Below are 20,683 nucleotides of genomic sequence, written 5' to 3' on the forward strand. Positions count from 1 at the left end.
CGAAACCGGCCGGGCAGCCCGCCCGACCACTGTCCGCGCTAGAGCGCCTCGGCCACCGTCACCGCCCGCCAGGGGCCGGTGGAGCGGCCGCTGAGCGCCGCCCAGTACCAGGCGGAATTGTCGCTGAAGCTCTGCCCGGCGGCGTCTTCGATGTACTCGCAGACCTGCTGCGCAGGACCCCGCCCCTCGGCGACGAAACAGCGCTGCAGCCCGCCATTGCCGGGTCGCTGGCGCAAGGCGATGGCGCGTATCACGTAACCCAGGCCCTGGTAGCAGTCGGCAGCGGGGTGCAGCTTGCGCGTGGGCGCCGTGACATGGCGCAGGGTGACCACCCGCGAGCCCGTGCTGAAGCGGGCGATGGCGCCGGGGAACTGCTCGGCGAAGCGTTGCTCGACCTTCGACAGCGCCAGGGGCCGCAGCCGTTCGCCGTCGAAGCGCTGCGGCCATTCGACGAAGGCCGACGCGGGGGATGCCTCCACCACAGCCCGCCCCGGCAACGACGCCAGCCCCAGCAACAGGAACGCCCCGGCCACCAGGGCGCCGCCCCGCCAGGGCGACGCCGTGGCCACGCTCGCCACCGGCAGCGGCACGCCTGCGCCCTGCCCCGCCGCCACGGTACGCAGCACCAGCGCGCAGACGCCGACGAACACCACGAGCCCGGTGGCCTCGTGCATCCAGCCGGGCCAGAGCGCCTGACCGGTCTCCTGCAGCACCAGCAGGGTGTTGCGCAGGCTGTTGCCTCCCAGCACCAGCAGCCCGATCCACGGCAGGCGTCGCAAGAGTTGCCCGTCGCCGAGGCGCAGCCAGGCGGCGGTGGCGAAGGCCGTGAAGTAGGCCACCCAGGCCATGTGCACGCCCGAGCAGGGCGCATCCACCATCACCAGTTGCCCGCCCACTTCCAGCGCCGTGCCCTCGCGCAGCACCTCCAGCCCCAGCCCGCGCAGCAGCCAGAGGCTGGCTTCGGCGGTGACCAGGCGCAGCGGATAGCCGGCGAAGAACTGCAGCGACGAGAGGATCGGCAGCGCCAGCAAGCCCAGCCCCAGCCATGCCAGCACAGGCTGGCCCGGGCGGCGCAACGCCAGGGTGGTGGCGATCACCGCCAGCACCGCGAGCACGCCACGCCCCAGCGCCGGAATCAGCGCGCTGCCGAGGAGCGCCAGCCCCGCCAGCCCCAGCGACACCAGCAACCACCCGCGCCGGGGCACCGCCAGGAAGGCCCGGCGCTCACGCCCCAGCCCCAGCAGCAGGGCGATCAGCGCAACCACCCCGTAGGGGTCGTCCGAGCCATCGCCCATGCGCCGCAGGCTCCACAGCCACACCGGCCACAGCGCCAGCACCGGTGGCAGCAGCCAGGCCCAGCCCGGCAGCGCGCGGGCCTTCACCCCCGCACCTGGCGGCGCGTCGCCCAGCCCATGCCCAGCAGGGCCAGTGCCAGCATCGCCCAGGTGCCCGGCTCCGGTGTGCTCGATACCTGCAGACCGGCGGTGGCGGGGGCCGGGCTGGCGGTGCCGATGGCCTGGGCGCTCACCCCCTGGGGCAACGGCAGCGGCTGCTTGACCGTGGTGCTGCCGGCGGGGTCGGGGTTGCGCACCACCTGGTCCACCGCGATGAACGAGGTGTAGGGGGTCAGCAGGCTGTACTTCAGGCCGAGGTCGAGGATCTGCTGGCTGTAGCCGAAGCCGCCGTCCAGGCTTTCCTGGTCCACCAGCGAGGCGATGCGGTGCCGTGCCCAGAGATGGGTCAGCGCCTGGTCGCCCTCGATCACCTTGCCCGCCTCGATCGGCACCTCGGTGCGCCACGGGCCGCTGGCAGCGATGCCTTCGGCCTGCAGCACGCCACGGGGCTCGCCGCGCCACTTGCCGAACATCACCAGCGGACGCTGGGCGAACAGGTCCGGCAGCGCCACCGGTTCGACGTCGTAGGTTTCCAGGCCGCTGAACGACAGCTTCGGGTGCACCAGCACGGGCGAGTCGATCATCCGCCGCAGGCGGTCGGCCTCGGCCTGCGCCGAGCTGTCGTCGAGCACCACGAAGGGCTCGCCCTGCCCGGCCCGCGCCAGAGCCTCGATCAGCTCGCGGTTGACCGAACTGCCGATGCCGAAGGCGAACAGGTTGGCCTTGCTGAGGTTCTTGCGCACCAGCTCGAAGGCCTCGGTCTCCACCTCCACGTAGCCGTCGGTGACCACCACGAAGCTACGCGACCGCTCGGCATCCGCCGGCATCGCCAGCGCCTGGCGCAAGGCCGGCAGCAGCTCGGTGCCGCCGCTGCCCATCTGGGTGTCGAGCATCGCCAGCGCCTGCTCGATGTTGGCCCGGGTCGCCGGCTGCGATTGCGGCGCCAGCAGGCTGCTGCTGCCGGAGAACAGCAGCACGTTGAAGCTGTCCATCGGCCGCAGGCCGCCGATCAGGCGGCGCAGCAGGACCTTGGTGGTATCCAGCGGGAAGCCGTGCATGGAGCCGGAGATATCCACCACGAAGATGTACTCGCGCGGCACGATGCTGCCGGGCTTGACCGCGGCCGGCGGCGCCACCATGGCCAGGAAGAAGTTCTCCTCGGCGCCACGGGCGAGCAGCACGCCGCTCTCGAACACCTCGCTGCCCAGGCGGTAGTCGAGGATGAAGTCGCGGTTGTTGCCCGGCTCCTGCCCGTCCTCCAGGGTCACCCGGGTGTGCCGCGGCGCGACCGTCTGCCGGAGGATGCGATGGGTGCGCGAGGCGACCTCGCCGATGGCGGTGGGCGACTGCAGGTCGACCTGCATCGAGAAGGTGCTACGACCAGGGTCGCCCTCGGCCAGGTGCGGCGTGGAGCTCCACGCCTCGGCCTTGTGGCTCTCCTGCCCCGGCGCGCCGTTGTAGCGCGGCCCGACCACGGTGGGGAACACGAAGTGGTAGGTGCCGTCGGTGGGCAGCAGCAGCTCGGTGTAGCGCAGCTCCACGTCCACCACGTCGCCCGGGAGGATATTGGCCACACTCATCTGGAACACATTGGCGCGCTCCTGCTCCAGCAGCGCGGCGGTCTTGCCTGCGCTCTTCGCCTCCTGGTACTCGCGCTGGGCGCTCTGCTTCTCGCGGATCTGCGCCTGCAGCTCACGGTCGCCCAGGCGCACGGTCATGCCGTGCACCGCCGCACGGGTGGAGCCGGGGAACACATAGCGCGCCTCCAGGGCTCGCGAGCCCTCGTTGCGGTACTGCTGGATGACCTTGACGTTGGCGATCACGCCCAGCACCTGCACCTCCACGCGGGTGGATTTAAGCGGCAGGCCGTCGACGCCCGGCTCGGCGTTGTCCACGGCGAAATAGGGGCTTTCGCCACGCTCCGAGGCCTCCTCGGCCAGGCACGGCGACACGCCGGCCAGGGTGAGGAACAGCGCCAGCAGCCAACGGCCGGGCGAGAGGGAAAGCAGGGGCAGGCGATACATGCGGCGCACTCCGGGAAAAGGTTCGTGCAGCCATGCTCCCGCCCCCGTGTGGACGCAGTTTGCAGCGCCCGTGGAGATTGTGTGGAAATACGTCACCGCTGCTGAGCGAGGCGACCCTTGCGACCGACAGTCGTCGCCCCGCCCCGCAGACGCCCCATGCAAGCCGCGCACAGCCTGCGCAGACGCATCGCCCTGCTGGGCGATGCCCTGGAGCTGGGCGGCCAGGCGCTTTATCGCGCGCTTGGCACGAGGGACGAAACCTTAGGCGCTCAGCCCGAGCGTCCGGCCTGAGAGACAAGGGGATAGAGGGAAGGCCGTTCGCGAATGAACTCGTTCCTGCCGGAGCGGCGCTTGGCGTCTGACGTGGCCTCTACAACAAGCGAAGCGCGACTGCCCGGCCGCGCTCAGGAATACTCATGCGCCGGGCGCATCGGCAGCCAGCCCCACCTGGTTGCGGCCGTTGTTCTTGGCCAAGTACAACCCCTGGTCGGCACGGTCGACCAGCATCAGCGAAACCTGGCCCGCCTTGGGCGTGAGGGTTGAAACGCCGATGCTGACGCTCAGCGAAGCCCCGTCCTGGGGCAGGTCATGAGGGATGCCGAGTGCCTCCACCGCACGCCGTACCTTTTCAGCCAGCAGGCGTGCGCCACCGCTGGAAGTGCCCGGCAGGACCATGGCGAACTCCTCGCCGCCATAACGCGCGGCCATGTCGGAGGAGCGCGTGCAGGACTCGCGCAGGGTCTCGGCCACGCGGCGCAGGGCGTCATCCCCGGCGACATGGCCGAAGTGATCGTTGTAGCCCTTGAAATAGTCCACATCGATCATCAGCAGGGACAACGAGGTCTGCTCGCGGAAGGCACGGCGCCATTCCATTTCGAGGTACTCGTCGAAGTGACGGCGGTTGGACAGGCCGGTGAGGCCGTCGGAGTTCATCAGCCGCTGCAGCACCAGGTTGGCCTCCAGCAACTGCTGCTGGCTCTCGCGCAGGGCACGGTAGGCCTCGTCGCGCTGTTGCAGGGCGAGATAGGAACGCGAGTGATAGCGGATACGCGCCACCAGCTCGATGGAGTCGGGCAGCTTGACCAGGTAGTCGTTGGCACCGGCGGCGAATGCGGTGCTCTTGACCGCCGCATCATCGCGAGTGGACAGCACGATGATCGGTACATCGCGCAGTTCGGCGGCGGCTCGATAGTCGGCCAGCAGACTGATGCCGTCGACGCCGGGCATCACCAGGTCCTGGAGGATCACCGTCGGCCGTATCTGGCGGGCCACCTCGACGGCCGTCTGCGGGTCCGCACAGAAATGGAAGTCGATTCCGGCCTCATCGGCCAGGGCGCGGCGCAACGCCTCGCCGATCATCGCCTGATCATCGACCAGCAGCACCATCACCTTGTTTTCGGTAATCGAGTGCATTTCGGCCTGATTGCGATAGGGGTAATGCATAACGTTCTCCGGGCCCACTGGCCTTGCGCGACACGCACACTACATCGAGGTGCGCGGCCCATGATAATGCGTGTCACGGGTAGGCCGCCGTCAAAAAATATGTCACCCCGGGTAGCGCCCCGGGCAGCCGTCATCGCGAGAACGCTTCCACGAGCCTCGGTGCGATCCGCTGCAAGGGCAGGATTTCCACGGCGGCATCCAGCGCTGCCGCCGCCTTGGGCATGCCGTATACGGCGCTGCTCGCCTGGTCCTGGGCAATGGTGAGAAAGCCCCGATCACGCATGGCCTTGAGCCCCTGCGCACCATCACGGCCCATGCCGGTGAGCAACACGCCCACCGCGTCGCCCCGCCAATGCGCCACCAGGCTGTCGAAGAACACGTCGATGGAAGGCCGGTAGACGTGGCTGCGAGGCTCCTCGGTATAGGCCAGCTCACCATTGCGCAGCAGGCGCATGTGGTTATTGGTGCCCGCCAGCATCACGTGGCCGGGTTGCGGCTGTTCGCCCTCGCGAGCCAGGCGTACCGGCAGGCTGGACTCGCTGCCCAGCCACTCGGCCATGCCGGCGGCGAAGGTCTCGTCGACGTGCTGCACCAGCATCACCGCCGGCGCGAAGTCGGCGGGCAGTTGCTTGAGCAACTGCGCCAGGGACGCGGGCCCGCCGGCCGAGGCACCGATGGCCACCAACTGCCGACACGGAGGCTCGCGGACCTTGCGGTTCCCCACGCGCTGCCCGATCAACCAGCCTATGTTCTGGATCTTGCGCAGCAGTGCCGAGGCATCGCGCTCGTGGTCGCCACCCAGTGCGGGCGTGTCCACGGCGTCCAGCGCCCCCTGCCCCATCGCCTCGAAAACACGGTGGATGTTCTGCTCCTTGTCGACCGTGACGATGAGGATCGCGCAAGGCGACTGAGCCATGATCCGCCGGGTCGCCTCGGTGCCGTCCATCTCGGGCATCAGCAGATCCATCAGCACCAGGTCCGGGGTGTCCTCCTGGCAGTAGCGCACCGCCTCGACGCCGTTGCCCGCGATCCAGACGATCTGGTGAGCAGGTTCCCGGGCCAGCGCACGGCGCAGCGCCTCGACGGCCAGGGGCATGTCGTTGGCGATTCCTATCCTCATCCCTGTGCCTCTCCGATCAGCACGACCACCGCGTCCAGCAACGCTTCGTCATGGAAACTGGCCTTGGCCAGATAATAGTCGGCACCGGCATCCAGGCCACGGCGGCGGTCTTCTTCACGGTCCTTGTAGGACACCACCATCACCGGCAGCGATTGCAGCCGACTGTCACGACGCACCAGGGTCACCAGTTCGATCCCGTCCATGCGCGGCATGTCGATGTCGGTGATCAGCAGGTCGAAGGCTTCCGCGCGCAACGCGTTCCAGCCGTCCATGCCATCCACCGCCACCGCCACCTCGTAGCCGCGACCGAGCAGCAGCTTGCGCTCGAGCTCGCGCACGGTGAGCGAGTCATCCACCACCAGCACACGCTTGCGGCGATGGCCGGCGCCTTGCCGGGTCGAGCCGCCGACGCGCTCCAGGCGACCGCTGCCAAGCAGCTTGCCGACCGACTTGAGCATGTCCTCGACATCGAGGATCAGCACCGGCGTGCCATCGTCCAGCAGCGCACCGGCGGAGACGTCCCGGACCTTGCCCAGGCGCGGGTCCAGCGGCATCACCACAAGGGTGCGCTCGCCGATGAAGCGATCGACGACGATGCCGTAGAGCGCCTCACGCTCCCGCACCAGCACCACCGCCAGTCCGTCCTCGCCGGCAGTGCCCTCCGGACGCTGCAACACCTGACTGGCGGCTACCAGGCCGACATGCCGCTCCTCATGCCAGAAATGTTGACGGCCTTCGAGCTGCACCAGCGCCTCGGCGGGCACGCGGGTCATGCGTTCGATGTGGGCCAGAGGGAAGGCGTAGGCCTCGCCGCCGATATCCACCACCAGACTGCGCACCACCGACAGGGTCAACGGCACCTCCAGGTGAAAACGGGTGCCTTCGCCCTGGCGTTGCTCCATGCGCACGCCACCGCGCAGTTGGCGAACCATGTGCTGCACGGCATCCAGCCCGACGCCGCGACCGGACACCTCGGTGACCTGATCACGCATGCTGAAGCCGGGCAGGAAGAGGAACGCCAGCAGTTCCTCCTCGCTGAGCAGTGCGCCGGTATCGGCGTTGGCGAAACCCCGTTCGATGACTGCCGCGCGCAGACGCTCCAGGTCGACGCCAGCGCCATCGTCGCGCAGTTCCAGCACCAGCATGCCGGCGTGATGGCGCGCGCTCAGGAGGATGCACCCTTCCTCGGGCTTGCCGCGGCCGATCCGCTGCGCGGGGCTTTCGATGCCATGGTCCACGGCATTGCGCAGCAGGTGGGTGAGCGGCGCTTCGAGCTTCTCCAGCACGTCGCGGTCGACCTGGGTGTTCTCGCCTTCGATATCCAGGCGCACCTGCTTGCCGAGGGAACGGCCGAGATCACGCAGCATGCGCGCCTGGCCGGTCAGCACGTCGGCGAACGGGCGCATGCGCGAGGCCAGCGCGGCGTCGTACATCAACTGCGCGCGCTGGCCGCCCTGCCAGCCGAATTCATCGAGGTCGGCCATGTGCCGGGCGAGCATCTGCTGGCACTCACCGAGCAACTGCCGGGCCTCGGCGAGCATGGCGCGGGAGGGAGCGTCCATGGCATCGTCCTGCACCGCCTCGCGTACCCCGTCGAGAGTCCGCGCCGCATTGGCCTGCAGGCGCTTGAGGCGTTGCAACGCATCGCCCAGGGGCTTGATGCGCTGGAACTCCACCAATGACTTGCTGGAGATGTCCAGCAGGTGATCGAGGCGCTCGGCGCTCACCCGCAGAACCCGGTCGCGGCTCTCTCCAGCCGATGGAGCGGATGCCACGGGCTCCTCCTCGGGCGGAACCACGGCGGGCGGCCCAGCGGGTTCGGCAGCGGGCTCGTGACGGGCCACCGGCTCGCGGGGGGCCATGCGCTGCCCGCTGGCGAGGCCCTGCAGGCGCTCCACCAGGGCATCTATATCCGCACGACCGTCCTTGCCAGCCCAATCGACGCCAGCCGCGGACCCCAGGCGCAGCAGCAGGTCGGACCCCTGCAGCAACGCGTCGACATGCTCGGATTGCAGCTGCAGGCGGCCCTCCTGAGCGCCCACCAGGCAGTCCTCCATCACGTGGGCGATGCGCACACCAGCCTCGATGCCGACGATACGCGCAGCCCCCTTGAGCGAGTGGGCGGCGCGCATGCAGGCTTCGAGCTGGTCGGCCTGACGCGGGTTGCGCTCCAGCACCATCAGCCCGCTGCTGAGTACCTGGGTCTGTGCCTCGGCCTCCAGCTTGAACAGCTCCAGCAGCGACGCGTCGCGCATCTGGTCCGGCGTCATCCGAGGCTCCTGGCGATGGCCTGCTGCAACATTGCGTCGTCCAGCAGGGTGATACTGCGCCCTCGCCACTGCACCACGCCGGCGGCGAAGGGCCGGGCTACCTGGGCAGCGCCGCGGCCACCCTCCAACACGGCGCGCAGGGGAATGGCATGGATCCCGTCGACCTCATCCACCGGCGCCACCACGGGGCCATCCGCGCTGGCGACGATCAGCATGCGCGGCACCACGCGGCGCTCCGGTGCAACGCCACCCCCCGGCTCCAGGCCGAGCACTTCCACCAGCGACAGGCAGGCCACCAGGGCGCCGCGCACGTTGGTCACGCCAAGCAGGCCCAGGGAGCGCTGGTGCGGCAGGGAGTGGATCAGCGACTGCGGCGCCACTTCGACCAGCTGTCGCGTGGCGAGCCCCAGCCAGGCATCGCCAAGGCGGAAGACCAGAGTCGAGCGGGTCTCGCCGAGATCTTCTTCAACGGGCGCCTGCTCCTCCTCCATCTCGCGATGCAGTGCATAGCGGTCCAGCAGCCGGGTGGCCGCCGCCGCATGCACCTCGCAGTTGCGGCAGTGGATATGGTCCTGCAGGCGTTCGCAGCTCTTGTCGCCGTGCACGCCGATACGGTTCCAGCAGTCGTCGATGGGTGCCTGCGCGCTTTCGTCCAGGCTTACGACGCGGCTATCGATCATGGTCGTTCACTCCACGGCTGGCACGCTCTTGCAACCGCCGGGCACCCGCCAGGTCGCCGCGCGCGGCGAGCAGCGCCGCCAGGTGGGCCAGGGCCTCGGCATGACCGGGCTCCAGGTAGAGGGTCTTGCGGTAGTAGTCCTGCGCCTCGCGCTGCTGGCCGGCCACATCGCAGAGCAGGCCAAGCCAGTAGAACACCGCCGCCGACGGACCATGAGCAGCCAGGTGGCGCTCGCAGGCGGCGCGGGCCTCGACGCTGCTACCGGCGTTGGCCAGCCGGGCGATCTCCAACAGCTCGCCAGCGGCCTCCTGGCCGCGTGCGACCGGTGCCGGGCGCGGGGCAACGGGCGTCGGGCGGAACGCTGGCGGGGCAGCCCTTCGGGGGGCTGGGGCAGGCGCCGGAGCGGAAGCGACCCGTGGACTCGGCGCGACGGCGCGCGGCGCCCTGGCCACGCCCGGCAGGAACACGAAGGACTGTGGCAAATCCAAAGCACGCATGCCGTCCTGGCTCAGCAGGCTGGCTTCGGCGGGGCCGACGAACAGCGCTCCGTCGGGACACATCAGACGCTTGAGCACCGCCAGCACCTGGCTCTGGGTGGGCCGGTCGAAGTAGATCAGCAGGTTGCGGCAGAACACGAAGTCATAGGGCGCCTCGCCCGCCAACAGGCCCGGCCCCAGCAAATTGCCATGGCGGAAGTTCACCTTGCGCCGGACCTGCTCGGTGAGGACGTGGCCCTCCTCGACGGGCAGGAAGTGGCGATCGCGGAAGCCCAGCTCCTCGCCACGGAACGAGTTGCGCCCGTAGACGGCCTGGCGCGCGCGCTCCAGCACCTTCTCGCTGACGTCCAGCGCATCCACCTGGAACAGTGCCGGGGCAAAGCCCGCATCGAGCAGTGCCATGACGATGGAGTACGGCTCCTCGCCACTGGAGCAGGGCAGGCTCAGCACCCGCAGCGGGCGCCCGGAGGCGAGGCGCGGCAGGCGCTCGAAGGCCAGCCGGGCCAGGGCCACGAAAGACTCGGGGTAGCGGAAGAACCAGGTCTCGGGAACCACGACGGCCTCGACCAGGGCCTGCTGCTCACCGTGGGACGACTCCAGGCTCAGCCAGTACTCGTCCACGTCCCGGCAACCACTGGCCTGCATGCGCAGGTGTATGGCGCGCTCCACCAGCTCGCGGCCGACCGAGTCGACGTCAAGGCCGATGCGCTCCTTGAGCAGACGCTCGAAGCGCGGGGTCATGATGTGGCCTCCGCATCGGCCGGGAACAGCAGCGCGCGTGCCTCTTCACCGAGCAGCTCGGCGACCTCGACACGCTGCACCAGTCCTTGGGTGCTGCGCAACACCGGCCCCAGGTAGCGCGCTTCGCCCCCATCCAGCCCGTAGTCCTGGAACTCCTCGGGTTGGCAGCGCAGGGTCTCGGTGGCCTGCTCCAGGACCAGGCCGAGACTGTGCCCGGCGTAGCGCACCATCACCAGTCGGGTGCTGGTACGCGGGCGGGCGGGCTCGCCGAAAGCCAGGGCGCCGAGATCCAGAACCGGCACCGGCGCACCGCGCCAGTCGAAAACGCCAGCCACCCAGGCAGGCGCCTCGGGCAGGCGCTTGAGACGGCGCAGGGGCATCACCTCCAGCACGTCGCGTACGTCCAGGGCATAGCGGTCGCTGCCCATGCCGAACAGCAGGTAGAGCTGCCCACGACGGGGCTGCTGGCCAGTCGCGCGGGTCGTCATCTCAGACCTTGAAGCGGCTGACGCCGGCCCGCAGGCCCTGGGCGACGTGGTTGAGCTCATCGATCGCGGAGCTGGCCTGACGCAAGGACTCCACCGTCTGCCCCGAAGCCTCGCCCAGCTGCACCAGGGCCTGGTTGATCTGTTCGGCGCCGGTGGATTGCGCCTGCATGCCTTCGTTGACCATCTGCACACGCGGCGCCAGGGCCTGCACCTGCTGGATGATCTGCGACAGCTGCTCGCCGACCTGGCCGACCTCGGACATGCCGCGGCGCACCTCCTCGGAGAACTTGTCCATGCCCATCACCCCGGCCGAGACGGCAGACTGGATCTCGCGCACCATCTGTTCGATGTCGTAGGTGGCCACGGCCGTCTGGTCGGCCAGGCGGCGCACCTCGGTCGCCACCACGGCGAACCCGCGGCCGTACTCGCCGGCCTTCTCCGCCTCGATGGCGGCGTTGAGGGACAGCAGGTTGGTCTGGTCGGCGACCTTGACGATGGTGGTGACCACCTGATTGATGTTGCCGGCCTTCTCGTTGAGGATCGCCAGCTTGGCGTTGACCAGGTCGGCGGCGCCCATCACCTGGTGCATGGTCTCCTCCATTCGCGCCAGACCCAGCTGGCCGGAGCCGGCCAGGGTGGAGGTCTGCTCGGCGGCGCCGGAAACCTCGGTCATGGTGCGCACCAGGTCCCGCGACGTGGCGGCGATCTCACGTGAAGTGGCCCCGATCTCCGTAGTGGTGGCAGCCGTCTCAGTGGCGGTGGCCTGCTGCTGGCGCGTCGTCGCGGCGATCTCGGTCACCGAAGTGGTGACCTGCACCGATGAGCGCTGAGCCTGGGATACCAGGCTCTTCAACTCCTCCGCCATGCTGTTGAAACCGGTCTCGATGGAGTCGAACTCATCCTTGCGCCCGAGGTGCAGGCGCGCGGTGAGATCGCCCGAGGCGAGCGCCTGGAGGTTCTGCACCACACGCTGCACCGGCTCGGTGATGGCACGCACCAGCAGCGCCCCACAGACGAAGGCGGCGGCGATGGCCAGGAGCACCGAGACGATCATGCTCAGCTCCGCATTGCGCACGGCGTCGACAATGTCGCCGGTCGCCCCCTCAGCGGTCTTGCGGTTGTAGCTGATGAGTTCGGTGAGGCCGTTGCGGCCTTCGTTCCATATCTTGGTCAGGTCATCGGTGAGCAGCGAGCGGGCTTCGCCCAGCCGCTTCTGCTGGTGCAGCTCGATGACCGTGGAGAGGACCGCGTCATAGCGCTTGCGGCTCTGGTTGAAGTTTTCCAGGAGCGTCTCGTCGTTGCTGTCACTGATGGTCTTGCGGTACTCCGCCAGGGCAGCATCGAGCCTCTCGTCCAGCAGGCGCAGCTTGTCCTGATCCACCTTCTCCAGCGGTTGGTCGGAGGCGCCTACGCGCTCCAGGGTCTGGATGAACACGTCGGTCCAGGCGCTGCGCACCTGGGTGATGAGGAACATGCCGGGCATGGCGTTATCCGCCAGGCGCTCCGCCCCCTTCTGCACCGTGAACAAGCGCACATAGGACGCGATGGCCATCAGCAGCATGATCGCGATGATGATGGCGAAACTCGCCTGGATTCGTAGCCGCACCGACCAGTTCTTCACGTAGACCCCCGCTTGTCAAACCCTGTCGTTTACCGCGCCGGACATCGCGCGCGTCGTCATTGAGCGGCGACTCTAGAGACTCGCCCCACGTCCTTGCAAGACAAAGCGCAACGGGGCATCAGCCCTTTGGCGGGCCCGCCTGGAAGTCTGGCAGAAACGAGAAATTGTGCTGGGCGTGTTGGGAGGATGGGCGGCGCCACAGCCGAGCGAGGACATCGGTGTTCGGCGAGCACCGCGAAGCCCATCATGGGGTGCCAGGGCCCGGCTTCGCCCGGTGGAGGTAAAGGGCGACCTCCACCCGACGCAGCGGTCGTGTCCATTCGGCGGACGGTGCGGGGGCGACTTCAGCCGCCCAACGGCGCACAGCGACACCCTGTAGGAGCGAATTCATTCGCGATCGGACGTGCAGGCAGTCTGCAGGGACCTAGCTGACCTGCAATTCCTGGCGGACCTGGCTTTCCAGCTCGGTCTTCAGGTCGGGGTCGAGCTTGAGCTGGCGGGCCAGTTCGTCGAGGTAGGCGCGCTCCATGAAGTGCTCCTCATCCACCATCAGCACGCTGGCGAGGTACATCTCCGCCGCCATTTCCGGCGTGCATGCGGCGCGGGCCACATCGGCGGGGTCCAGCGGCTTGTTCAGCTCCAGTTCAAGCCAGGAGCGCAGCTCGGCATCCTGGGTCAGCTTGCCCAGCTCGCCCTCGATCAGTTGGCGCTCGCGGGCATCGACATGACCATCGGCCTTCGCCGCCGCCACCAGCGCCTTGAGGACGGCCTGGCTGTGCTGCTCGGCCTGGGGCGCAGGCAGGCGATCGAGGGTCTGCGGCTCGCCCTGGGGCGCCCCCGCCTGCTTGGCCTGCCAGTTGCCATAGGCCTTGTAGGCCAGCACGCCGAGTGCGGCCAGGCCGCCATAGGTCAGCGCCTTGCCGCCGAGCTTGCGCGCACTCTTGTTGCCCAGCAGCAGGCCCAGCGCACCGGCCGCCAGCGCGCCGCCACCGGCACCACCGAGCAGGCTGCCGAGGTTGCCGCCCACGCCGCCGGAGCCACCGCCTGCGAAGCCGCCGGACTTGCCACCGGTCTTCTGTTGCAGCAGGTCCTGGCCGGATTTGAGCAGTTGATCGAGCAATCCACGGGTGTTCATCACAACCTCCTTCGGTGGGCGAATCTTCTGATGGACTGCACTCTAGCCGCCGAGTTTCCGAGCACGTAAGCGCCGGATTGCTTCGGGATATTGCCGCTGGGCCGGGAGCCCCCGTCCGATGAATCGGCACAAGGCATATGTCGGATGCGGGGCGTACCTGAAGCCTGCAACCGCGCTCCGTTCATACCGGCATACACCGAGTCCGTAGGGTGGGTAGAGCGAAGCGAAACCCACGCGGTGGAGGTAGCAACCTCCTCATTCAGCCCCGCCACCGTGCCCGGCTGTAGAGCTTCGCGAGCAGAGCTCACTCCTACAGGGAGGGAGGGGAGCGTGGCTTTATCGTGCCGGCATTCGATAAAAAAGAATCCCCCACTCGATTTTCGATAAACCATACTGTCGCTCGGCATTTTCCACCTGCGGAACCCCGCCCCATGATGACCCTGCGCCAGATCCGCCACTTCATCGCCGTCGCCGAGACGGGCTCCATCTCCGCCGCCGCCCAGGCGGTCTTCATCTCCCAGTCCACCCTGACCCTGGCCATCCAGCAGCTGGAGGAGGAGATCGGCGTCAGCCTGTTCAACCGCCACGCCAAGGGCATGTCCCTGACCCACCAAGGCCACCAGTTCCTGCGCCAGGCGCACCTGATCCTGGCGACCGTGGACAACGCCAAGCGCAGCCTGCAGCAGAGCACCGACCAGGTGGCCGGCAGCCTCACCATCGGCGTGACCAGCCTGGTCGCCGGCTATTACCTGGCCGACCTGATCACTCGCTTCCAGCGCGCCTACCCCAACGTGAAGACCCGCGTGGTGGAGGACGAGCGCCCCTACATCGAGCACCTGCTGGTGAGCGGCGAGATCGATGTCGGTGTGCTGATCCTCTCCAACCTGGAAGACCGCCACGCCCTGCAGACCGAGGTGCTGACCCACTCGCCCCACCGTCTCTGGCTGCCGGCCCAGCACCCGCTGCTGGAGCACGACAGCATCAGCCTGGCGGACGTCGCCAGCGAGCCGCTGATCCAGCTAAACGCCGACGAGATGGGCCTGCACACCCAGCGCATCTGGTCCCGCGCCGGCCTCACGCCCCAGGTGACCCTGCGTACCGCCTCGGTGGAAGCGGTGCGCAGCCTGGTGGCGGCCGGGCTCGGCCTGTCGATCCAGCCGGACATGACCTACCGCCCCTGGTCCCTGGAGGGCGACATCATCGAGGCGCGCCCGCTGGTGGACCTGGGCGAACCGCTGGACGTGGGCCTGGCCTGGCGTCGCGGCACCGCGCGGCCGCCGCTGGTGGACCCCTTCCTCACCCTGGCCCGCGAACAGCCGAACGCCCGCAAGCCTTCGATTTAATCGAACGCCGCTTTCAATATTTAGAATTTGTCGACCTCAAGCCCGCCCACTAGGCTCTGCTTCCTATAAACAGAGTCATGCCGGGCGCCGCCAGGAGCACCGCCATGACTGAAGAACAAAAACCCAGGAAGAAAAGAGCCTCGAAGATGGCCGGCACTGCGAGCACGCCCACCCTGCATTCCCATTTGCTGATCGATGGCCGGCTGGTCATCGGTGAAGGCCTGGTCGAGCCCATCCTCAACCCCGCCACCGGGGAAACCCTGATCGCCATCGCCGAGGCCTCCATCGAGCAGGTGGAAGCCGCCGTCCTCGCCGCGCACAAGGCCTTCGCCGGCTGGTCCCGCACCACCCCCGCGCAACGCGCCGCCGCCCTGCTGGCCATCGCCGACGCGGTCGAGGCCAACGCCGAGCAACTGGCCCGCCTGGAATCGCTGAACTGCGGCAAGCCGCTGCACCTGGCGCGCCAGGACGACATCCCCGCCACCGCCGACGTGTTCCGCTTCTTCGCCGGCGCCGTGCGCTGCCAGCAGGGCCAGCTCGCCGGGGAGTACGTGCCCGGCCACACCAGCATGGTGCGCCGCGACCCGGTGGGCGTGGTCGCCTCCATCGCGCCCTGGAACTACCCCCTGATGATGGCCGCCTGGAAGATCGCCCCGGCGCTGGCGGCCGGCAACACCCTGGTGTTCAAGCCCTCCGAACACACCCCGCTGTCGATTCTGGCCCTGGCCCCGGCCCTGGCGGAGATCCTCCCGGCCGGGGTGATCAACATCGTCTCCGGCGGTGGCGAAGGCGTCGGTAGCCACCTGGTCAGCCACCCCAGGGTGCGCATGGTCTCGCTCACCGGCGACATCGTCACCGGGCAGAAGATCCTCCAGACCGCCGCCCGCACGCTCAAGCGCACCCACCTGGAACTGGGCGGCAAGGCCCCGGTGATCGTCTGCAACGACGCCGACCTCGAAGCCGTGGTCCAGGGCGTGCGTGCCTATGGCTACTACAACGCCGGGCAGGACTGCACCGCCGCCTGCCGCATCTATGCCCAGGCCGGCATCCACGACCGCCTCGTCAGCGAGCTGGGCGACGCCGTGGCCAGCCTGCGCTTCGCCCGCAAGCGCGACCAGGACAACGAGATCGGCCCGCTGATCAGCTCGCGCCAGCGCGACCGCGTGGCCAGCTTCGTCGAGCGCGCCCTCGGCCAGCCGCACATCGAGCGCGTCACCGGTGCCGCCGTGCATTCCGGCGCCGGCTTCTACTACCAGCCCACCCTGCTGGCCGGCTGCAAGCAGGGCGACGAGATCGTCCAGCGCGAAGTGTTCGGCCCGGTGGTGACCGTGACCCGCTTCGACCAGCTCGACCAGGCGCTGGACTGGGCCAACGACTCCGAGTACGGCCTGGCCTCCTCGGTGTGGACGCAGAACCTCGACAAGGCCTTCCAGCTGGCCAACCGCCTGCAGTACGGCTGCACCTGGATCAACACCCATTTCACCCTGGCCAGCGAGATGCCCCATGGCGGGCTGAAGCGCTCCGGCTATGGCAAGGACCTGTCCAGCGACTCGTTGCAGGACTACAGCGTGGTGCGCCACATCATGGCGCGCCACGGCCAGGACTTCTAAAACAACAAAGGCCGGAAGGCCCGCGAAACGACGTTCAACTGCCCCGACCAATAACTAGTCAACAAGAGGGAACATCAATGTCCGCGCGCAAAACCGCTCTGCTCAGTGCGCTTACCACCGCCCTGCTGGCCAGCGCCAGCCTGCAGGCCGCCGAGCCCCTGAAACAAGTCGGCACTGGCGAAGGCCAGCTCGACATCATCGCCTGGCCGGGCTACATCGAACGCGGCCAGACCGACAAGAACTACGACTGGGTCAGCCAGTTCGAGCAGGACAGCGGCTGCAAGGTCAACGTCAAGACCGCCGCCACCTCCGACGAGATGGTCAGCCTCATGGCCAAGGGTGGCTACGACCTGGTCACCGCCTCGGGCGACGCCTCGCTGCGCCTGATCTACGGCAAGCGCGTGCAGCCGATCAACACCGCGCTGATCCCCAACTGGAAGAACCTCGACGAGCGCCTGAAGGACGCGCCCTGGTACACGGTGGACGGCCAGCACTACGGCTCGCCCTACCAGTGGGGCCCGAACGTGCTGATGTACAACACCAACACCTTCAAGGAAGCCCCCACCAGCTGGGCGACCCTCTTCGAGGCCCAGGACCTGCCCGACGGCAAGGCCAACAAGGGTCGCGTGCAGGCCTATGACGGCCCGATCTACATCGCCGACGCCGCCCTCTACCTGAAGGCCACCCAGCCGGCCCTGGGCATCCAGGACCCCTACGAGCTGAACGAGGCGCAGTACGCCGCCGTGCTCGACCTGCTGCGCAAGCAGCACGCGCTGATCCACCGCTACTGGCACGACACCACGGTGCAGATGAGCGACTTCAAGAACGAAGGCGTGGTCGCCTCCAGCGCCTGGCCCTACCAGGTCAACGCCCTGCAGCTGGAGAAGCAGCCGATCGCCTCCGTGGTACCGAAGGAAGGCGCCACCGGCTGGGCCGACACCACCATGCTGCACGCCGAGGCCAAGCACCCCAACTGCGCCTACAAGTGGATGAACTGGTCCCTGGAACCCAAGGTCCAGGGTGACGTCGCCGCCTGGTTCGGCTCCCTCCCTGCCGTTCCCGCCGGCTGCAAGGCCAGCGAGCTGCTCGGCGCCGAAGGCTGTGCCACCAACGGCTTCGACAACTTCGACAAGATCGCCTTCTGGAAGACCCCGCAGGCCCAGGGCGGCAAGTTCGTGCCCTATAGCCGATGGACCCAGGACTATATCGCCATCATGGGCGGCCGCTGAAAAACACTCAGCCCGCTGCTGCGCGTGCCTGATCCGTGTTCGGGCAGTGCTCGGAATCCTCACGTACGGTCGTACGCTCCGGTTCCTGTGCGCTGGCCAACCACGGCTGAGGCCCGCTCGCGACGTGGGCTGAACGTTTTTTCCAGCCTCTTTCGAAGTGCCTCCCTCTCCTTGCAGGAGACGGGGGATAGATGAACAGCAGTACCTGAAGTTTTCCCCTCGCCTGCGGGCGGGGGGCCGTTTCGCCACACCTGCACCCTTTTCGCTTTACCGGAGCACCGCACCATGACGCTTGCAGTCCAGTTCACCCAGGTTTCCCGTCTCTTCGGCGAGGTCAAGGCCGTCGACCGGGTATCCATCGATATCCAGGACGGCGAGTTCTTTTCCATGCTCGGCCCATCCGGTTCCGGCAAGACCACCTGCCTGCGCCTGATCGCCGGCTTCGAGCAGCCCAGCTCGGGTTCCATCCGCATCCATGGCGAGGAGGCCGCCGGCCTGCCGCCCTACCAGCGCGACGTCAATACCGTGTTCCAGGACTACGCGCTGTTCCCCCACATGAACGTGCGTGACAACGTCGCCTATGGCCTGAAGGTCAAGGGCGTCGGCAAGTCCGAGCGCCTGAACCGCGCCGAAGAGGCCCTGGGCATGGTGGCCCTAGCCGGCTACGGCGACCGCAAGCCGGCGCAGCTCTCCGGTGGCCAGCGCCAGCGCGTGGCCCTGGCCCGCGCCCTGGTCAACCGCCCCCGCGTGCTGCTGCTGGACGAACCCCTGGGCGCACTGGACCTGAAGCTGCGCGAGCAGATGCAGAGCGAGCTGAAGAAGCTGCAGCGCCAGCTGGGCATCACCTTCATCTTCGTCACCCACGACCAGAGCGAGGCGCTGTCGATGTCCGACCGCGTGGCAGTGTTCAACAAGGGCCGCATCGAGCAGGTCGACACCCCGCGCAACCTCTACATGCAGCCGGCCACGCCCTTCGTCGCCGAGTTCGTCGGCACCTCCAACGTGCTGCGCGGTGCCGTGGCCCTGGAGCTGACCGGCAACGAGCAGCCCTTCTCCATCCGCCCCGAGCACATCCGCTTCGCCACCGGCGAGGCCGCCCTGGCCGGCGAGGTGCAGATCAGCGGCCTGCTGCACGATATCCAGTACCAGGGCGCCGCCACCCGCTACGAGCTGCGCCTGGATAACGGCCAGAACCTGTGCATCAGCCAGGCCAACAACCAGTGGCAGGCCGCCGCGCCGTCGTTCCAGCCGGGCGAACGCATCACCGTGCGCTGGGCGCGCGAGGCCATGGTGCAACTGAGCGAGGGCGTGTGACATGAACGCGACCCTCACCGCCCAGGCACAGGCCGCCCCCAGCGGGGCCATGCGGCGCCTGTCCAACCTGCTCTACCGCCGGCCGACGCTGTACCTGTCGATGCTGCTGATCCCGCCGCTGCTGTGGTTCGGCGCCATCTACCTGGGCTCGTTGCTGAGCCTCTTGTGGCAGGGCTTCTACACCTTCGACGACTTCACCATGGCGGTGTCCACGGACCTGACCCTGGCGAACTTCTCGGCGCTGTTCCAGGCCGCCAACTTCGACATCATCCAGCGCACCCTGGCCATGGCCGTGGCGGTGTCGATCGCCAGCGGCATGCTGGCCTTCCCCATCGCCTACTACATGGCGCGCTATACCACGGGCAAGACCAAGGCGTTCTTCTACATCGCGGTGATGATGCCCATGTGGGCCAGCTACATCGTCAAGGCCTACGCCTGGACCCTGCTGCTGGCCAAGGGCGGCGTGGCCCAGTGGTTCGTCCAGCAGTTCGGACTGGAGCCGGTGCTGCAGTTCATCCTCGGCATCCCCGGCGTCGGCGGCAGCACCTTGTCCACTTCGCACCTGGGACGCTTCCTGGTGTTCGTCTACATCTGGCTGCCGTTCATGATCCTGCCGATCCAGGCCTCCCTGGAGCGCCTGCCGCCGAACCTGCTGCAAGCCTCTGCCGACCTCGGTGCCAAGCCCCGCCAGACCTTCCTGCAGGTGGTGCTGCCGCTGTCGATCCCGGGCATCGCCGCCGGCTCGATCTTCACCTTCAGCCTGACCCTGGGCGACTTCATCGTGCCGCAACTGGTGGGCCCGCCCGGCTACTTCATCGGCAGCATGGTCTACGCCCAGCAGGGTGCCATCGGCAACATGCCCATGGCCGCCGCCTTCACCCTGGTGCCGATCGTGCTGATCGCCGTGTACCTCTCCATCGTCAAACGTCTGGGGGCATTCGATGCACTCTGAGAAAGCTTCCTGGGGCCTGAAAGCGGCCGCCTGGGGCGGGCTGGTGTTCCTGCACTTCCCGATCCTGATCATCTTCCTCTACGCCTTCAACACCGAGGACGCGGCCTTCAGCTTCCCGCCCAAGGGCTTCACCCTGCACTGGTTCAGCGTGGCCTTCGCCCGCGAGGACGTGCTGGAGTCGATCAAGCTGTCGCTGCAGGTCGCCTGCGTCGCCACGCTGATCGCCATGGTGCTCGGCACCCTGGCCTCGGCGGCGCTGTACCGGCGCAGCTTCTTCGGCAAGGAGAGCATCTCGCTGATGCTGATCCTGCCCATCGCCCTGCCCGGCATCATCACCGGCATCGCGCTGCTCTCGGCGTTCAAGAGCCTGGGCCTGGAGCCGGGGCTGCTGACCATCATCATCGGCCACGCCACCTTCTGCGTGGTGATCGTCCACAACAACGTGATCGCGCGTTTCCGGCGCATCTCCCACAGCCTCATCGAAGCCTCGATGGACCTGGGCGCCGACGGCTGGCAGACCTTCCGCTACATCATCCTGCCGAACCTCGGCTCGGCCCTGCTGGCGGGCGGCATGCTGGCCTTCGCGCTGTCCTTCGACGAGATCATCGTCACCACCTTCACCGCCGGCCACGAACGCACCCTGCCGCTGTGGCTGCTCAACCAGCTCAGCCGCCCGCGCGATGTGCCGGTCACCAACGTCGTCGCCATGCTGGTGATGCTGGTGACCATGCTGCCGATCCTCGGCGCCTACTACCTGACCAAGGGTGGCGAAGGCGTGGCCGGCAGCGGCAAGTGACACACCGCCCCCGTCACGACGGCGGGG

17 protein-coding genes and 1 other RNA gene are annotated in these 20,683 nt (G+C 68.2%); 8 read left to right on the plus strand and 10 right to left on the minus strand.

Going from position 1 to position 20,683, the window contains the following annotated elements; all coding sequences use genetic code 11:
- Nucleotides 1–38: 38 nt before the first annotated feature.
- Both xrtQ and PHLH3_RS23385 read right to left on the minus strand, forming a co-directional pair.
- Nucleotides 39–1,382: an exosortase Q gene (gene xrtQ / locus PHLH3_RS23380; protein ID WP_213625959.1), complete on the minus strand. Its 1,344-nt coding sequence runs from the start codon at nucleotides 1,380–1,382 to the stop codon at nucleotides 39–41.
- A complete protein-coding gene (locus tag PHLH3_RS23385) occupies nucleotides 1,379–3,418 on the minus strand; it encodes a VIT and VWA domain-containing protein (protein WP_213625960.1) in 2,040 nt (679 codons plus the stop codon). Before PHLH3_RS23385 ends, xrtQ begins: the two co-directional genes overlap by 4 nt.
- Nucleotides 3,419–3,574: 156 nt before the next feature.
- Here PHLH3_RS23385 and PHLH3_RS30725 point away from each other — a divergent pair, with 156 nt between their 5' ends.
- Nucleotides 3,575–3,709, plus strand: coding sequence for a hypothetical protein (locus PHLH3_RS30725; RefSeq protein ID WP_280527439.1), 135 nt, complete (start codon nucleotides 3,575–3,577; stop codon nucleotides 3,707–3,709).
- A 123-nt stretch (nucleotides 3,710–3,832) separates the two neighbouring features.
- On the opposite strand, the gene PHLH3_RS23390 is transcribed toward PHLH3_RS30725, so the two are convergent.
- The 8 genes from PHLH3_RS23390 to PHLH3_RS23425 all read right to left on the minus strand — a co-directional run bounded on the left by PHLH3_RS23390 (nucleotide 3,833) and on the right by PHLH3_RS23425 (nucleotide 13,412).
- Nucleotides 3,833–4,861: a diguanylate cyclase gene (locus PHLH3_RS23390; RefSeq protein ID WP_213625961.1), complete on the minus strand. Its 1,029-nt coding sequence runs from the start codon at nucleotides 4,859–4,861 to the stop codon at nucleotides 3,833–3,835.
- Nucleotides 4,862–4,991: 130 nt separating this feature from the next.
- Entirely contained in the window at nucleotides 4,992–5,981 is a 990-nt protein-coding gene (locus tag PHLH3_RS23395; RefSeq protein WP_213625962.1) for a chemotaxis response regulator protein-glutamate methylesterase, read from the minus strand.
- Nucleotides 5,978–8,251, minus strand: a complete 2,274-nt coding sequence (locus tag PHLH3_RS23400) for a hybrid sensor histidine kinase/response regulator (RefSeq protein ID WP_213625963.1) — start codon at nucleotides 8,249–8,251, stop codon at nucleotides 5,978–5,980. Before PHLH3_RS23400 ends, PHLH3_RS23395 begins: the two co-directional genes overlap by 4 nt.
- Complete coding sequence (locus PHLH3_RS23405) at nucleotides 8,248–8,931, minus strand: chemotaxis protein CheW (protein WP_213625964.1); 684 nt, start codon at nucleotides 8,929–8,931, stop codon at nucleotides 8,248–8,250. Before PHLH3_RS23405 ends, PHLH3_RS23400 begins: the two co-directional genes overlap by 4 nt.
- Nucleotides 8,921–10,168 carry a protein-glutamate O-methyltransferase CheR gene (locus PHLH3_RS23410; protein WP_213625965.1) on the minus strand — a complete coding sequence of 416 codons (1,248 nt, stop codon included), beginning with the start codon at nucleotides 10,166–10,168 and terminating at the stop codon, nucleotides 8,921–8,923. The genes PHLH3_RS23405 and PHLH3_RS23410 overlap by 11 nt, the downstream gene beginning before the upstream one ends.
- The gene (locus PHLH3_RS23415; RefSeq protein ID WP_213625966.1) at nucleotides 10,165–10,656 is read right to left on the minus strand and encodes a chemotaxis protein CheW; all 492 of its coding nucleotides are present in this window, start codon (nucleotides 10,654–10,656) and stop codon (nucleotides 10,165–10,167) included. The genes PHLH3_RS23410 and PHLH3_RS23415 overlap by 4 nt, the downstream gene beginning before the upstream one ends.
- Nucleotide 10,657: 1 nt before the next feature.
- Nucleotides 10,658–12,277: a methyl-accepting chemotaxis protein gene (locus PHLH3_RS23420; RefSeq protein WP_213625967.1), complete on the minus strand. Its 1,620-nt coding sequence runs from the start codon at nucleotides 12,275–12,277 to the stop codon at nucleotides 10,658–10,660.
- Nucleotides 12,278–12,701: 424 nt separating this feature from the next.
- Nucleotides 12,702–13,412 (minus strand): tellurite resistance TerB family protein, encoded by a 711-nt coding sequence (locus PHLH3_RS23425; RefSeq protein ID WP_213625968.1) that lies wholly within the window; start codon nucleotides 13,410–13,412, stop codon nucleotides 12,702–12,704.
- Between the two features lie 431 nt (nucleotides 13,413–13,843).
- Between PHLH3_RS23425 and PHLH3_RS23430 the strand changes: the two genes are divergently transcribed.
- The 7 genes from PHLH3_RS23430 (at nucleotide 13,844) to PHLH3_RS23460 (ending at nucleotide 20,656) form a co-directional block, all read left to right on the plus strand.
- Nucleotides 13,844–14,755, plus strand: a complete 912-nt coding sequence (locus PHLH3_RS23430) for a LysR family transcriptional regulator (protein WP_213625969.1) — start codon at nucleotides 13,844–13,846, stop codon at nucleotides 14,753–14,755.
- Nucleotides 14,756–14,859: 104 nt separating this feature from the next.
- The gene (locus PHLH3_RS23435; RefSeq protein ID WP_213625970.1) at nucleotides 14,860–16,365 is read left to right on the plus strand and encodes a gamma-aminobutyraldehyde dehydrogenase; all 1,506 of its coding nucleotides are present in this window, start codon (nucleotides 14,860–14,862) and stop codon (nucleotides 16,363–16,365) included.
- 77 nt (nucleotides 16,366–16,442) lie between these two features.
- The gene (gene ydcS, locus PHLH3_RS23440; protein WP_213625971.1) at nucleotides 16,443–17,594 is read left to right on the plus strand and encodes a putative ABC transporter substrate-binding protein YdcS; all 1,152 of its coding nucleotides are present in this window, start codon (nucleotides 16,443–16,445) and stop codon (nucleotides 17,592–17,594) included.
- Nucleotides 17,595–17,655: 61 nt separating this feature from the next.
- Nucleotides 17,656–17,730: non-coding RNA, sX9 sRNA (locus PHLH3_RS23445), on the plus strand.
- Between the two features lie 149 nt (nucleotides 17,731–17,879).
- Nucleotides 17,880–18,908, plus strand: a complete 1,029-nt coding sequence (locus PHLH3_RS23450) for an ABC transporter ATP-binding protein (protein WP_213625972.1) — start codon at nucleotides 17,880–17,882, stop codon at nucleotides 18,906–18,908.
- A gap of 1 nt (nucleotide 18,909) precedes the next feature.
- On the plus strand, nucleotides 18,910–19,860 hold the full coding sequence (locus PHLH3_RS23455; RefSeq protein WP_213625973.1) for an ABC transporter permease: 951 nt from the start codon (nucleotides 18,910–18,912) through the stop codon (nucleotides 19,858–19,860).
- Nucleotides 19,850–20,656 (plus strand): ABC transporter permease, encoded by an 807-nt coding sequence (locus PHLH3_RS23460; protein ID WP_021217182.1) that lies wholly within the window; start codon nucleotides 19,850–19,852, stop codon nucleotides 20,654–20,656. Before PHLH3_RS23455 ends, PHLH3_RS23460 begins: the two co-directional genes overlap by 11 nt.
- Nucleotides 20,657–20,683 lie beyond the last annotated feature (27 nt).

Source organism: Pseudomonas sp. Pc102 (assembly GCF_018408275.1).
Taxonomy (GTDB): domain Bacteria; phylum Pseudomonadota; class Gammaproteobacteria; order Pseudomonadales; family Pseudomonadaceae; genus Metapseudomonas; species Metapseudomonas tohonis.

Bases quoted from the DNA above. Each gene is read 5' to 3' on its own strand.
- PHLH3_RS23435 (WP_213625970.1), top strand. From the start codon at position 14,860: ATGACTGAAGAACAAAAACCCAGGAAGAAAAGAGCCTCGAAGATGGCC.
- PHLH3_RS23430 (WP_213625969.1), top strand. From the start codon at position 13,844: ATGATGACCCTGCGCCAGATCCGCCACTTCATCGCCGTCGCCGAGACG.
- PHLH3_RS23400 (WP_213625963.1), bottom strand. From the start codon at position 8,251: ATGACGCCGGACCAGATGCGCGACGCGTCGCTGCTGGAGCTGTTCAAG.
- PHLH3_RS23395 (WP_213625962.1), bottom strand. From the start codon at position 5,981: ATGAGGATAGGAATCGCCAACGACATGCCCCTGGCCGTCGAGGCGCTG.
- PHLH3_RS23390 (WP_213625961.1), bottom strand. From the start codon at position 4,861: ATGCATTACCCCTATCGCAATCAGGCCGAAATGCACTCGATTACCGAA.
- ydcS (WP_213625971.1), top strand. From the start codon at position 16,443: ATGTCCGCGCGCAAAACCGCTCTGCTCAGTGCGCTTACCACCGCCCTG.
- PHLH3_RS23460 (WP_021217182.1), top strand. From the start codon at position 19,850: ATGCACTCTGAGAAAGCTTCCTGGGGCCTGAAAGCGGCCGCCTGGGGC.
- PHLH3_RS23450 (WP_213625972.1), top strand. From the start codon at position 17,880: ATGACGCTTGCAGTCCAGTTCACCCAGGTTTCCCGTCTCTTCGGCGAG.
- PHLH3_RS30725 (WP_280527439.1), top strand. From the start codon at position 3,575: ATGCAAGCCGCGCACAGCCTGCGCAGACGCATCGCCCTGCTGGGCGAT.
- PHLH3_RS23415 (WP_213625966.1), bottom strand. From the start codon at position 10,656: ATGACGACCCGCGCGACTGGCCAGCAGCCCCGTCGTGGGCAGCTCTAC.
- PHLH3_RS23455 (WP_213625973.1), top strand. From the start codon at position 18,910: ATGAACGCGACCCTCACCGCCCAGGCACAGGCCGCCCCCAGCGGGGCC.
- PHLH3_RS23410 (WP_213625965.1), bottom strand. From the start codon at position 10,168: ATGACCCCGCGCTTCGAGCGTCTGCTCAAGGAGCGCATCGGCCTTGAC.
- PHLH3_RS23405 (WP_213625964.1), bottom strand. From the start codon at position 8,931: ATGATCGATAGCCGCGTCGTAAGCCTGGACGAAAGCGCGCAGGCACCC.
- PHLH3_RS23425 (WP_213625968.1), bottom strand. From the start codon at position 13,412: ATGAACACCCGTGGATTGCTCGATCAACTGCTCAAATCCGGCCAGGAC.
- PHLH3_RS23385 (WP_213625960.1), bottom strand. From the start codon at position 3,418: ATGTATCGCCTGCCCCTGCTTTCCCTCTCGCCCGGCCGTTGGCTGCTG.